At 72.0% G+C, this 13,353-nt stretch carries 8 protein-coding genes; 6 read left to right on the forward strand and 2 right to left on the reverse strand.

Features of this window, described 5'->3' with window-relative positions; translation table 11 throughout:
• The first annotated feature begins 262 nt into the window (after positions 1–262).
• The gene (locus ACFWYM_RS34115) at positions 263–1,402 is read left to right on the forward strand and encodes a glycosyltransferase family 4 protein (protein ID WP_384846294.1); all 1,140 of its coding nucleotides are present in this window, start codon (positions 263–265) and stop codon (positions 1,400–1,402) included.
• A 10-nt stretch (positions 1,403–1,412) separates the two neighbouring features.
• Here the strand turns inward: ACFWYM_RS34115 and ACFWYM_RS34120 are convergent, their stop codons facing one another.
• Positions 1,413–3,065, reverse strand: coding sequence for a PucR family transcriptional regulator (locus ACFWYM_RS34120; protein ID WP_384846161.1), 1,653 nt, complete (start codon positions 3,063–3,065; stop codon positions 1,413–1,415).
• Positions 3,066–3,225: 160 nt separating this feature from the next.
• Between ACFWYM_RS34120 and ACFWYM_RS34125 the strand changes: the two genes are divergently transcribed.
• Entirely contained in the window at positions 3,226–4,767 is a 1,542-nt protein-coding gene (locus tag ACFWYM_RS34125; RefSeq protein ID WP_384846163.1) for an APC family permease, read from the forward strand.
• 6 nt (positions 4,768–4,773) lie between these two features.
• Here the strand turns inward: ACFWYM_RS34125 and ACFWYM_RS34130 are convergent, their stop codons facing one another.
• Positions 4,774–6,585 carry a glycoside hydrolase family 15 protein gene (locus ACFWYM_RS34130; RefSeq protein ID WP_384846296.1) on the reverse strand — a complete coding sequence of 604 codons (1,812 nt, stop codon included), beginning with the start codon at positions 6,583–6,585 and terminating at the stop codon, positions 4,774–4,776.
• A 515-nt stretch (positions 6,586–7,100) separates the two neighbouring features.
• Between ACFWYM_RS34130 and ACFWYM_RS34135 the strand changes: the two genes are divergently transcribed.
• The 4 genes from ACFWYM_RS34135 (at position 7,101) to ald (ending at position 13,058) form a co-directional block, all read left to right on the forward strand.
• Complete coding sequence (locus ACFWYM_RS34135) at positions 7,101–8,774, forward strand: CTP synthase (RefSeq protein ID WP_384846165.1); 1,674 nt, start codon at positions 7,101–7,103, stop codon at positions 8,772–8,774.
• A 119-nt stretch (positions 8,775–8,893) separates the two neighbouring features.
• Positions 8,894–9,520, forward strand: coding sequence for an NUDIX domain-containing protein (locus ACFWYM_RS34140; protein WP_384846167.1), 627 nt, complete (start codon positions 8,894–8,896; stop codon positions 9,518–9,520).
• A 166-nt stretch (positions 9,521–9,686) separates the two neighbouring features.
• Positions 9,687–11,801, forward strand: a complete 2,115-nt coding sequence (locus tag ACFWYM_RS34145; RefSeq protein ID WP_384846169.1) for a tetratricopeptide repeat protein — start codon at positions 9,687–9,689, stop codon at positions 11,799–11,801.
• A gap of 141 nt (positions 11,802–11,942) precedes the next feature.
• Positions 11,943–13,058 carry an alanine dehydrogenase gene (ald, locus tag ACFWYM_RS34150; protein WP_384846298.1) on the forward strand — a complete coding sequence of 372 codons (1,116 nt, stop codon included), beginning with the start codon at positions 11,943–11,945 and terminating at the stop codon, positions 13,056–13,058.
• The last annotated feature ends 295 nt before the right edge of the window (positions 13,059–13,353 follow it).

Below are 13,353 nucleotides of genomic sequence, written 5' to 3' on the forward strand. Positions count from 1 at the left end.
TGCGGGCGGGTTTGGTGCGAAAGTGCTTGAGCCCGGCCGGAGTTGAAGCCCGCCCCCAGCCGGGGCGCACTCGCTGTCCCGCGCCCCCCTCGGCTCACCCGTGTGGGTGATCCACCGCGACACGTTGCCCGGTCCCTCGCGGAACTGACCTTTCGGCGGTGCCGGAACGTCCGTACGGACTGGCATCCTTGGCGCAGCCCGATCCGACGGCCCAGCCCGACCCGACCGACGCCGACCCAGGAGCCCCGGCCACGTGAGCCACGTGAGCAGCCAGAGCAGCCACTCACCGCACGGTCAGACGCCGCTGCACACCGTGCAGGTCCTGGGCGGCGGCAGCGCGGGCAGCAGCGCGCACGTCCGGTCGCTGGCGGCGGGGCTCGCCGCGCGGGGCGTGCGCGTCACCGTCTGCGCCCCCGCCGAAGTCGGCCGTGCCTACGACCTCGTGGGCAGCGGCGCCCGGCACGTCCCCGTGGCCCGCAGCGCCGACCCCGCCTCACTCGCCGCCCTGCGCGCGGCCTGCGCCGACGCCGACCTGGTGCATGCGCACGGGCTGCACGCCGCGCTCCGCGCCGCCGTCGCCCTCACCGGCAGAGCGACCCCGCTCGTCGTCACCTGGCACACCCGCGCCCATGCCGAGGGGGCGCGCGCCCGCGTGCTGCGCCTCCTGGAGCGCCGGGTGGCCCGGGCCGCGTCCGTGGTCCTCGGCACCTCCTCCGACCTCGTCGACCGGGCGCGCGGCAGCGGAGCGCGGGACGCCCGGCTTGCCCCGCTCGCGCTCCCGCTGCGGACGCCGCCGCCCCCTTCCGGCGCGGAGCCGGAGCGCCACTGCCACAAGGCCCGTGCCGAACTCGGCGCTGTGGACCGGCCGTTGCTGCTGGCCGTGGGCGCCCTCGAACCCCACCGGGGCTACGACACGGTGCTCGACGCCACGCGCGCGTGGCAGGACCTCGACCCGGTGCCGCTCGTCGTCATCGCGGGCGAGGGGCCCGAACGGGCCGCGCTGCAGCACCGGATCGAGAGCGAGGGCCTGCCCGCCCGCCTCGTCGGGCGCCGGGACGACGTGCCGGAGCTGCTGGCCGCCGCGGATCTGGCGCTGCTGCCCAGCCGGTGGGAGTCGCGCTCCGTCCTCGCGCAGGAGGCGCTCCACGCGCGCGTGCCGCTCGTCGCGACCGCCGTCGGCGGCATCCCCGAACTGGTCGGCGACGCCGCCGAACTCGTCCCCTACGGAGACGCGCAGGCCCTCTCCGAAGCCGTCGTACGGCTGCTTGCGGACCCCGGGCGCCGGGACCGCCTGCGGATCAAGGGGCAGGCGCAGGCGGCGTCCTGGCCGACCGAGGACGAGACGGTGACGCAAGTCCTGAGCGTCTACGACGAGTTGACGCAGCCCCTGGTCACGTACTGACCCACCGGGGTCACTGGGGCACGTGCCGCCTCGCCCGCAGCGCCAGGCTCAGTGCGAGGACCGTCTGCGGATCGTCGAGGTCGGTGCCCAGCAACTCGCCTATCCGGGCGAGGCGGTTGTAGAGGGTCTGCCGGTTCAGGTGCAGCTCGCGGGCGGTCTCCGCCTTGCGGCCCGCATGTGCCAAGTACGTCTGGAGCGTGGGCAGCAGGGGCGGGCGGGAGCGCCGGTCGTGGTCCTGGAGCGGGCCGATCGCGCGCTCCACGAAGGCCGCGAGGGCCGCGTTGTCGTGGTTGTGCAGGCGCCAGAGGAGGAGGTCGATGTCGAGGCGGCGTGCGTCGTACCAGGGGCGGTCGGTGAGTCCCTGCGCGGCCGTGGCCGTCTCCGCCGCGTGCCGCAGGCCCGCCGACGCCGCCGCCCAGCCGCCCGCGACCCCGACCACCACGACGGGAGGCTGTGCCCCGGCGCGCTGCATCCCGGCCCGCTCGACCCCGGCCCGCAGCGCCGCCGCGACCCGGTCGGCGACCGCGCCCCGCTCCGACTCCGAGCGCAGCCCGAGCAGCAGCGGCACCCGCCCCTCGACCGGCCGCACGCCGAGCAGCGCGGGCACGCCCACGGACGCCAGCTCCTCCGAGACGGCGCGCGCGAGCACCGCCCAGCCGCCGCCGGGGGAGAGGCCGTCCGCGAGGCGCATCACGACCGGCAGGAGCGGGCTGCCCGCGGGGCCCGGCTTGAAGCCGAGCACACGGGCCTGCGCGGGGGCGTCCTCCGCGGTGATGCGACCCTCCGCGAGGTCGGTGAGGAAGTCGCCGCGGCCGCGCGCGGCCAGCTCCTCCTCCTGGCGGGCCTGCATGAGGACGACGGCGAGGGAGCCCGCGGCCCGCTCGGCCGCCATCCGGTGCACCGGAAGCAGCGGCGTCGCCACCGCCAGCATCACCAGGCGCGCCCGTACGGATCCTGAGCCGGGCCCGCCGCCCGGCACGTCCACGAGGACCGCGCCCGTGGGTGGCCCGTCCCGGTCCACGCCGCGGCCGCGCAGCCCCTCCCACACCTGGAGCGGGTCGGCGCACTCGGCACCGGTGGCCCGGGCCCCGGCCGCGTACAGGAGCTGTCCGTCCGGTGTCTCCAGGAAGACCGGGTTGCCGCTGAACTCCGCGAGGATGCTCAGGACTTGGGGGACGCCGCCCCCGTCGAGCAGCGCCTCCGTGCACCGTCGGTGGACCTCCTCGGCCCGCTGGAGCAGCGCGTAGTGGCCGTTGACGATCTCGGTGTGGACCTCCTCGGTGACCGTCACGAACGGCACCTCGCGGTGCAGCTGCACCAGCGGGAGCCCGGCCGCGCGCGCCGTGTCCACGAGGGCGGCGGGCAGCCGGCTGAAGCGCGGGCCGAGCTCGACGACGAGGGCCGCGATGCCGCGCTCGGCGAGCTTGCGGATGAAGGCGCGCTGCTCGGCGGGGCGGGTGCCGAGGCCGAGGCCCGTGGTCAGGAGCAGCTCGCCGCCCTTGAGCAGCGAGGCGATGTTCGGCACCTCGCCCGCGTGTACCCACCGCACCGTCCGCTGCAGCCGCTCGGCGCCCGCGACGACCTCCGGGAGCCCACCACGCAGACCCGGCAGCTCCAGCGCCCGCTGCACGGTGATTCCACCCTGTGTGCCCTGACCGTCCATATGGCGGACGCTACCTGGGCCCACGTTCCCGGAACATCACCCGGGGGTTACGGGAGTGATCAAACGGTCGCGCACCCCGACAACTCGTCGCTCCTTCAAGCGAATTGCGCGACCTCCTGTCGCTTGTGGCGTACGTCACTCAGCGGCAGGGTGTCCCGCCATGGCAGAGCACACGGCACAGCACACGGCAGAGCAACCAACCACCCCCTCCGTGCAGCGGCTGAAGGCGAACTCCGTCGGCCTGGTCGGCGTCGTCTTCATGGCCGTCGCCACCGCCGCGCCCATCACCGCGATGACCGGCAACCTCCCCATCGCGGTCGGCGCGGGCAACGGCACCGGCGCCCCCGCCGGCTATCTCTTCGCGACGGTCGTCCTGACCGTCTTCTCCGTCGGATACGTGGCGATGGCCAAGCGGATCACGGCGGCGGGCGCCTTCTACGGCTACATCTCGCACGGCCTCGGGCGCATCGCGGGCATGGCGTCGGGGATGCTCGCCGTCCTCGCGTACATCGTCTTCGAAGCGTCGATCGTCGGCGTCTTCTCGTACTTCGCGAAGACCACGGTCCACGACCAACTCGGCGTTGACGTCCCGTGGATCGTGTACGCGGCCGCGATGCTCGCCGTCACCGCGGTCCTCGCGCACTTCGACATCAACCTCACCGCGAAGGCGCTCGGCGTGATGCTGGTCGCCGAGATCGCGGTGCTGTTCGCCGTGGCGACGGCGGTGCTCCTCCACGGCGGCGGCCCGGACGGCATCCCGGTCGAGCCGGTCAACCCGAAGAACGCCTTCACCGGCACCTCCGCGGGGCTCGGCCTCTTCTTCGCCTTCTGGTCCTGGGTCGGCTTCGAGTCGACCGCCATGTACGGGGAGGAGTCCCGCGACCCCAAGCGCGTCATCCCGCGCGCGACGCTCATCTCCGTGGTGGGTGTCGGGCTCTTCTACATCTACGTCTCCTGGATGACGATCGCGGGCAACGGGCTGACGGGCTCGGTCAAGGTCTCGCAGTCCACCAGCCCGCTGGACCTGTTCTTCGACCCGGCGCACTCCTTCATCGGCGCCTGGGCGGTGGACGCCTTCCAATGGCTGCTCATCACCGGCTCGTTCGCCTGCGGCATGGCCTTCCACCAGTGCGCGGCCCGCTACCTCTACGCGATCGGCCGCGAGGGCTTCCTGCACCCCGCCCTCGGCCGCACGCACCCCGCGCACGGCTCCCCGTACCTTGCCTCGTACGTGCAGTCGGCCCTTGCCGTGGCCCTGGTGGCCGCCTTCTGGCTCACCGGCCAGGACCCGTACGCCGATCTCTACACGCTGCTCGCGATCCTCGGCACGATGGCGATCCTCATCGTGCAGACGCTCTGCTCGTTCGCCGTCATCGGCTACTTCCGGCGCAACCACCCGGAGGACCGCCACTGGTTCAGGACCCTCGCGGCGCCGCTGCTCGGCGGCATCGGCATGATCGCGGTCGTCGTCCTGCTGGTGATCAACATGGACACCGCGGCGGGCACGGCCGCGGACTCGCTCTTCTTCAAGGCCATCCCGTGGATCGTCGGCCTCGTCTTCTTCGGCGGCCTCGGCCTCGGTCTGTATCTGCGGGCCCGGCAGCCGCACCGCTACGAGATCATCGGCCGCATCGTCCTGGAGGACGCGGCCGAACGCACAGACGGCGACGGGAAACCCGCCGCCGTCCCCACTGCCTCGTAAGTGGCCCTAGCCTCCGTACGCCCCGCTCGCCGTCAGCCGCAGCGCCGTGTCGATCAGCGGCACGTGGCTGAACGCCTGCGGGAAGTTGCCGACCTGGCGCTGCAGCCGGGGGTCCCACTCCTCGGCGAGCAGCCCCAGGTCGTTGCGGAGCGCGAGCAGCTTCTCGAAGAGCTTGCGGGCCTCGTCCACGCGGCCGATCATCGCCAGGTCGTCGGCCATCCAGAACGAGCAGGCCAGGAAGGCCCCTTCGTCCCCTTCGAGCCCGTCCACGCCCGCGTCGTCACCGGACGTCGGGTAGCGCAGGATGAACCCGTCCGGGGTGGACAGCTCGCGCTGGATGGCCTCGATCGTGCCGATGACGCGCTTGTCGTCGGGCGGCAGGAAGCCCATCTGCGGGATGAGCAGCAGCGAGGCGTCCAGCTCCTTGCTGCCGTACGACTGCGTGAAGGTGTTCCGCTCCTTGTCGTAGCCCTTCTCGCACACGTCCCGGTGGATGTCGTCGCGCAGCTCGCGCCACTTCTCCAGCGGGCCGTCCGCGTCACCGGACTCGATGAGCTTGATCGTGCGGTCCACCGCGACCCAGACCATCACCTTCGAGTGCACGAAGTGCCGGCGCGGGCCGCGCACCTCCCAGATGCCCTCGTCCGGCTCGTCCCAGTGCGACTCCAGGTAGCGGATCAGCTTGAGCTGGAGCAGCGAGGCGTAGTCGCTGCGCGCAAGGCCCGTCATGTGCGCCAGGTGCAGGGCCTCGGTGACCTCGCCGTACACATCGAGCTGGAGCTGGTGCGCGGCGCCGTTCCCGGCGCGTACGGGCTGTGAATTCTCGTACCCCGGAAGCCAGTCGAGCTCGGTCTCGCCCAACTCCCGCTCGCCCGCGATCCCGTACATGATCTGCAGGTTCTCGGGGTCGCCCGCCACCGCGCGCAGCAGCCACTCACGCCAGGCGCGGGCCTCCTCGCGGTAGCCGGTGCGCAGCAGCGAGGACAGGGTGATCGCGGCGTCGCGCAGCCAGGTGAAGCGGTAGTCCCAGTTGCGGCTGCCGCCGATGTCCTCGGGCAGGGAGGTCGTCGGCGCCGCGACGATGCCGCCCGTGGGTCCGTACGTCAGGGCCTTCAGCGTGATCAGCGAGCGGACCACGGCCTCGCGGTACGGGCCGTGGTACGTGCACTGCTCGACCCACTCGCGCCAGAAGTCCTCCGTCGCCGCGAGCGCGTGCTCGGGCTCCGGCAGCGGCGGCGGCTCCTTGTGTGAAGGCTGCCACGAAATGGTGAAGGCGATCCGGTCGCCGGGCGCCACCGTGAAGTCCGAGTACGTCGTCAGGTCCTTGCCGAAGGTCTCGGCGGGGGTGTCCAGCCACACCGAGTCGGGGCCCGCGACGGCGACGGTGCGCCCGTCGACCTTGTGCACCCAAGGAGTGATCCGCCCGTACGAGAACCGCATGCGCAGCGCCGAGCGCATCGGCACCCGGCCGCTGACGCCCTCGACGATCCGCACCAGCTGCGGGTTGTCGGTGTCGCGCGGGGGCATGAAATCGGTCACCCGTACCGTGCCGCGCGGGGTGTCCCACTCGGACTCCAGGATCAGTGAGTCGCCGCGGTAGGTGCGGCGGCTGGCCGGCGGTGGCGCGGCGTCCGGCACATGGGCGGGCCCGAGCCGCCAGAAGCCGTGCTCCTCCGTGCCGAGCAGTGCCGCGAAGACGGCGTGAGAGTCGAAGCGGGGCAGGCACAGCCAGTCGACTGTGCCGTCCCGGCAGACCAGCGCCGCGGTCTGCATGTCTCCAATGAGTGCGTAGTCCTCGATGCGCCCGGCCACGTGCATCTCCAGTCCAACGGACACGTCGCCCTCAGGGGGCGCTCGCTGTGCGGTCAAGGGTTCGCGGTGAAGCGAACTCGGCTCCTGCGGTGTCGAGGGTTCGCTGTGCGACGAACCAGACGGACCCCGACAAGCCTCTTGCTCCGGGAGAAACGGTCGGGTTGTGCCGTACTGCCGTCCCACCCGTCCGCCCGCGCACGACCCCCTTCAAGGAAGACCGAAACTCTCCCTTGTCGCCGACTCGGCAGCGAGCGTCCGAGCAGGATACGACGCACCCTGGTGATCTGCGTGCCGGTCGGGGCAATGGATATACGCCGAACGGGTGGGCGGTGGACGGGACGCGTGAGCGCATGACTGCCGAGCGTGGCCGGAAGCAGCCTCCTTCGGTCGCTGTTACCCTGGTAGCCCGTGGACCGGTGGTCTCAGAACCCCCGAACCGCAGCGACGGCACCCCCGGAAATCTCCGGATCGGCGGCCGGAACGCACCTCCAGACCGCGACCACGGGAGCCCCCTCTTGGCCATGCCGCCCAAATCTTCGACGACCAAGCACATCTTCGTCACTGGGGGTGTCGCCTCCTCGCTCGGCAAGGGTCTGACCGCCTCCAGCCTGGGTGCGCTCCTCAAGGCGCGGGGCCTGCGGGTCACGATGCAGAAGCTCGACCCGTACCTGAACGTCGACCCCGGCACGATGAACCCCTTCCAGCACGGCGAGGTGTTCGTCACCAACGACGGCGCCGAGACCGACCTGGACATCGGCCACTACGAGCGCTTCCTCGACGTCGACCTCGACGGCTCCGCCAACGTCACCACCGGCCAGGTCTACTCGCAGGTGATCGCCAAGGAGCGGCGCGGCGAGTACCTGGGCGACACGGTCCAGGTCATCCCGCACATCACGAACGAGATCAAGCACCGCATCCGCCGCATGGCCACGGACGACGTCGACGTCGTGATCACCGAGGTCGGCGGCACGGTCGGGGACATCGAGTCGCTTCCGTTCCTGGAGACCGTCCGCCAGGTCCGCCACGAGGTCGGCCGCGACAACGTCTTCGTCGTGCACATCTCGCTGCTGCCCTACATCGGCCCGTCCGGCGAGCTGAAGACCAAGCCGACCCAGCACTCGGTGGCCGCGCTGCGCAACATCGGCATCCAGCCCGACGCGATCGTGCTGCGCGCCGACCGCGAGGTGCCGACCGCGATCAAGCGCAAGATCTCGCTGATGTGCGACGTCGACGAGGCCGCCGTGGTCGCCGCCATCGACGCCAAGTCGATCTACGACATCCCGAAGGTCCTGCACACCGAGGGCCTGGACGCCTACGTGGTCCGCAAGCTGGACCTGCCCTTCCGCGACGTGGACTGGACGACCTGGGACGACCTGCTCGACCGCGTCCACAACCCCGACCACGAGGTCACCGTCGCGCTCGTCGGCAAGTACATCGACCTGCCCGACGCCTACCTCTCCATCACCGAGGCGATGCGCGCGGGCGGCTTCGCCAACAAGGCCCGTGTCAAGGTCAAGTGGGTCACCTCGGACGACTGCAAGACCCCGGCGGGCGCCAAGAAGCAGCTCGGCGACTGCGACGCGATCCTGATCCCCGGCGGCTTCGGCGACCGCGGCGTGGCCGGCAAGGTCGGCGCGATCCAGTACGCCCGCGAGAACAAGGTGCCGCTCCTCGGCATCTGCCTGGGCCTGCAGTGCATCGTCATCGAGGCCGCCCGCAACCTCGCGGACATCCCGGACGCCAACTCCACCGAGTTCGACGCCGCCACCGCCCACCCCGTCATCTCCACGATGGCCGAGCAGCTCGACATCGTCGCGGGCGAGGGCGACATGGGCGGCACGATGCGCCTGGGCATGTACCCGGCGAAGCTCGCCGAGGGCTCCATCGCGCGCGAGGTGTACGACGGCAAGGAGTACGTGGAGGAGCGCCACCGGCACCGCTACGAGGTGAACAACGCCTACCGCGCCGAGCTGGAGAAGAAGGCCGGCCTGCAGTTCTCCGGCACTTCCCCGGACGGCAAGCTCGTCGAGTACGTCGAGTACCCGCGCGACTTCCACCCCTACCTGGTCGCCACCCAGGCGCACCCGGAGCTCCGCTCGCGCCCGACCCGCCCGCACCCGCTCTTCGCGGGCCTGGTGAAGGCAGCCGTCGAACGACAGGAAAGTGCGCGCCAGACGGCGAGGAAGGCCAAGTAACAGCAGGTTGTACGGTTGCCGGGGTGCGTGCCTTTCGTGGCGCGTGCCCCGGTTTCTTTGTTGTGTGCGCGGTAGCGCGTGGTGCCGTGCGGTGCCGCGTGGAGAGAGGACAGGGCTTCATGACGATCAAGGACAGCGCCCAGGAGTGGGAGATCCGGGGGAGCGAGACGCCGTTCGTCGGCAACAAGACCTCCGTACGCACCGACGACGTGGTCATGCCCGACGGCAGCGTGGTCCGCCGCGACTACCAGGTCCACCCCGGCTCCGTCGCCGTCCTCGCCCTCGACGACGAGGGCCGCGTCCTGGTCCTGAGCCAGTACCGCCACCCCGTGCGCCAGAAGCTCTGGGAGATCCCCGCGGGCCTGCTCGACATCCCCGGCGAGAACCCGCTGCACGCCGCCCAGCGCGAGCTCTACGAAGAGGCGCACGTGAAGGCCGAGGACTGGCGGGTCCTCACCGACGTCTACACCACCCCCGGTGGCTGCGACGAGGCCGTGCGGATCTTCCTCGCGCGCGACCTCTCCGAGGCCGAGGGCGAGCGCTTCGCCGTCGAGGACGAGGAGATCGACATGGAGCTGGCCCGGGTGCCGCTCGCCGATCTCGTACGGGGTGTCCTCGCCGGCGAGCTGCACAACAACTGCCTTGTGGTGGGCGCCCTTTCGCTCGCCGCGGCCCTCGCGGGCGACGGCCTGGACGCGCTCCGCCCGGCCGAAGCCCCCTGGCCCGCCCGGCCCTTCGAGGTCTGATCCCGGCGGCCGGGGCGATCCGCTGCGGTCTGACCATCTCCTGATCCGATCGGGGGACTTGTGCGCGCCGCTCCGCCGGGAAGGCGACAGCGCCTGAACTAGGCTCTGGAAGCGTCCCGACCGGAGTCCCGGCGGGTTCGTGCGCACGCGGACGGGAGCATGGCCCGTGACGGATCAGGCAGTCGACGCAGTCGACACGGACGGTTCGGCGGCGGCCGCCCCTGGAACCTCCGGCAGCGGTCAATTCCTCGGCAGAAGCCGGGAGTTGAAGGAGCTGCGCGCCGACATCGACCGGGCCGGACTCGATACCCTCTCCGGCCGCAAGGCCCCCCGCGCCCGGGTTCTGCTCATCGCGGGCCGCCCCGGCTCCGGCCGCACCGCCCTCGCCGACGAGCTCGCCCGCAGGGTCGCCGCCGACTACCCCGACGGCGTCCTGCGCGCCCGGCTCACCGACCCCGACGGCACCCGCGTCCCCACCGAGCGCACCGCCCGTGAGCTCCTGGACGCCCTCGACGACGCCGCCCCGCCCGGCGCCGCCGAGGACGATCTGACCGAACGCCTGCGCGGCGCCCTCGCCACCCGGCGCGCGCTGCTCGTCCTGGACGACGCAGCCGACGCCGAGCAGGTCGACCCGCTGCTCCCGGACGCCCCGGACTGCCTGGTCGTGGCCGTCTCGCAGGGTCCGCTCACCGGGATCCCCGACGTCCGGCCGTGCACCCTCGGCGGCCTGGACACCGAGGCCGCGGTGGGCCTGCTCGCCCGCGCCTCGGGGCCGGTGCGCATCACCGTCGACCCGCGCTCCGCCGAGAGCCTGGTGGAGGCGTGCGGGGCGCACCCGATGGCCCTCGTCCTCGCGGGCGGCTGGCTCTCGGTGCGGCCCAAGGCTGCCGTCGCCGACCTCGCCAAGCAGATCCACGACCTGCCGGCGGAGGAGGGCGCGTCCGCCGCCGCGGCCCTGTCCGGGGGACTTGCCGGTCTCGGCAAGGTGTTCCGGCTCTCGTACGACTCGCTGCCCGCGCCCGCCGCGCGGATACTGCGATTCCTCTCCCTCGCGCCCGCGGGCCACGTCGACCCGCACACCGCGTCCGCGCTCGCCGGCTGCTCGGTCTCCGCGGCCCGCACCACCCTGGACGACTTCGTCGCGCTGGGCCTGGTGCGCGCGGTGGACTCGCCGCTGCCGCAGTACGAGGTGCCGGGCTGCCTGGTGCCGCTGCTGCGCGGCCTCACCGAGACCCAGGACCGGCCCGGCGAGGTGCAGCTGGCCCGCGCCCGGATGCTGGAGCGGACCGTGCGGCTGCTGCAGTCCTGCCGCGCCGTCACCGAGCCCGAGGGCTCACCGGCCCGCAAGAAGCTGGCCGGGCTGCCGCGCGCGCTGCGCTTCCCGACTCCCCGCGCCGCCGCGGACTGGCTCTGGATCCGGGAGCCCGCCCTGCTCGCCGCCGCCCGCCTCGCGGTGGCCGACGGGGAGCTCGACACCCTGGCGCGGCGCCTGATGGCCGCGCTGACCCGGGCCCTGGTCGCGCACCGCGGCACCGAGGCCGCCGCCCCCGTCCTGTACGGGATCCACCGGCTGGTCCTGGACGTCGCCGAGCGCCGCGAGCTGCCCCGCGAGCAGGCGGCGGCGCTGCTCAACCTCGCGGACCTGGACGCGCAGACCGGGCGTACGCACGAGGCCCTGGCCCGCTACCGGGCGGCGCTGGACGCCGGACGGGCGGCGAACGACCCGTACGCGACGGCCCGGGCGATGGAATCCGTAGGCGGCGCCTACCAGGAGCTGGGGGACTGGCAGCGGGCCGCCGACTGGTTCGGCCGGGCCCTGGCGCAGCGCCTCACCCGCGGGGAGCGCGTGGACGCCGCCCGGCTGCACGGCCGCATCGGCACCGCCAACACCTACGCGGGCCGCTACGGGGAGGCGCTGCGCAACTGGAGCTCGGCGGTCGCCGGGCACCGCAAGGCCGGTGATGTGGCGAGCCAGGCGCGGGCGCTGAGCGAGATGGCGCGGGTGCAGGAGTACGCGGGCCGCCCCGAGGAGTCCCTGCGCACCTGCCAGGAGGCGGTCGAGTGGGCGCGGCAGGCGAAGGACGTACGGCTCCAGGCCGCCCTCCAGCTACGGCTCGCGGACACCCTGGAGCGGCTCGGCGACCCGGCGGCCGCCCGGCTGCACAGGGGCGCCGCCGAGCGCATGCTGGGAACGGAGTTCCAGGAGGTCACGGGGCTTGGTTCCGACGATCGAGCACAGCCCGCGACCTACGAAATCCGTAGTGCAGTCGAGAAAGATTGATGCTTTAGAAGGCTAGACAGTCAGAAATCCTTCATTAGACTGGCTCCGCCGCGTACTTCCGTGGTGTCTCCGATGTGCGCTCTGCGCATCGTTTTGTAGTGCAGTGACCGTAAAATCCCTGAGCCAAGGACCGTGATCGACGTGAAGGTCGGCATCCCCCGCGAGGTCAAGAACAACGAGTTCCGGGTGGCCATCACCCCCGCCGGTGTGCACGAGCTGGTGCGCCACGGCCACCAGGTCGTCATCGAGCGCAACGCCGGTGCCGGCTCCTCGATCACGGACGAGGAGTTCATCTCCGCCGGAGCCAAGATCCTGGAGACCGCTGACGAGGTCTGGGCCACCGCCGACCTCCTGCTGAAGGTCAAGGAGCCCATCGCGGAGGAGTACCACCGCCTCCGCAAGGACCAGACGCTCTTCACCTACCTGCACCTGGCCGCCTCCAAGGAGTGCACGGACGCGCTCCTGGAGTCGGGCACCACGGCGATCGCGTACGAGACGGTCGAGACCGCGGGCCGCCAGCTGCCGCTGCTCGCCCCGATGTCCGAGGTCGCGGGCCGCCTGGCCCCGCAGGTCGGCGCCTACCACCTGATGCGCTTCAACGGCGGCCGCGGCGTGCTGCCCGGCGGTGTCCCCGGCACCCACCCGGGCAAGGCCGTCGTCATCGGCGGCGGCGTCTCCGGCTGGAACGCGACGCAGATCGCCGTCGGCATGGGCTTCCACGTGACCCTGCTCGACCGGGACATCAACAAGCTGCGCGAGGCCGACAAGGTCTTCGGCACCAAGGTCCGCGCCGTCATGTCCAACGCCTTCGAGCTGGAGAAGGCGGTCCTCGACGCCGACCTCGTCATCGGCGCCGTCCTCATCCCGGGCGCCAAGGCGCCGAAGCTCGTCACCAACGAGCTCGTCTCGCGCATGAAGCCGGGAAGTGTCCTTGTCGACATCGCGATCGACCAGGGCGGCTGCTTCGAGGACTCGCACCCCACCACGCACGCCGAGCCGACCTTCAAGGTCCACGAGTCGGTCTTCTACTGCGTCGCCAACATGCCCGGCGCGGTGCCCAACACCTCGACGTACGCGCTGACCAACGCGACGCTCCCGTACATCATCGAACTCGCCAACCGCGGCTGGGTCGAGGCCCTGCGCCGTGACCCCGCGCTCGCCCTGGGTCTCAACACCCATGACGGCAAGGTGGTTTACAAGGAGGTCGCCGAGGCCCACGGTCTCGACCACGTCGAGCTGGAGGCGCTGCTCGGCTGACCCGTCAGCCGACTCCCGTCAACTGTCGACACTTTCGTCAACGAAAGTCGTCAATCTCACGCCCACGGCCGGACCTTGCGAGGGGTCCGGCCGTGTGCGTATCCGCGCCGAGTGGCTCAACTCGCCGTGAACGTAACCCTTTAACCGTTTCGCCCACCCCTGAAACGTGTCGATGGCATACCGCGCGCCCTTGACACAGGGGTGTTCGGACGCCGACACATCGGGCCGGGTCCGGCGGATTGTGTTGCTGTCGACCGGTGACACGCCATAGAGTCGCCAACCGTCGGCATGGTGC

Origin of the sequence: Streptomyces sp. NPDC059009 (genome assembly GCF_042740175.1) — a bacterium.
Lineage (GTDB): Bacteria > Actinomycetota > Actinomycetes > Streptomycetales > Streptomycetaceae > Streptomyces.

What these genes read in the sequence shown, in the direction of transcription:
- ACFWYM_RS34140 (WP_384846167.1), top strand. Translation starts at nt 8,894, where the DNA reads ATGACGATCAAGGACAGCGCCCAGGAGTGGGAGATCCGGGGGAGCGAG.
- ACFWYM_RS34120 (WP_384846161.1), bottom strand. Translation starts at nt 3,065, where the DNA reads ATGGACGGTCAGGGCACACAGGGTGGAATCACCGTGCAGCGGGCGCTG.
- ACFWYM_RS34130 (WP_384846296.1), bottom strand. Translation starts at nt 6,585, where the DNA reads ATGCACGTGGCCGGGCGCATCGAGGACTACGCACTCATTGGAGACATG.
- ACFWYM_RS34135 (WP_384846165.1), top strand. Translation starts at nt 7,101, where the DNA reads ATGCCGCCCAAATCTTCGACGACCAAGCACATCTTCGTCACTGGGGGT.
- ACFWYM_RS34125 (WP_384846163.1), top strand. Translation starts at nt 3,226, where the DNA reads ATGGCAGAGCACACGGCACAGCACACGGCAGAGCAACCAACCACCCCC.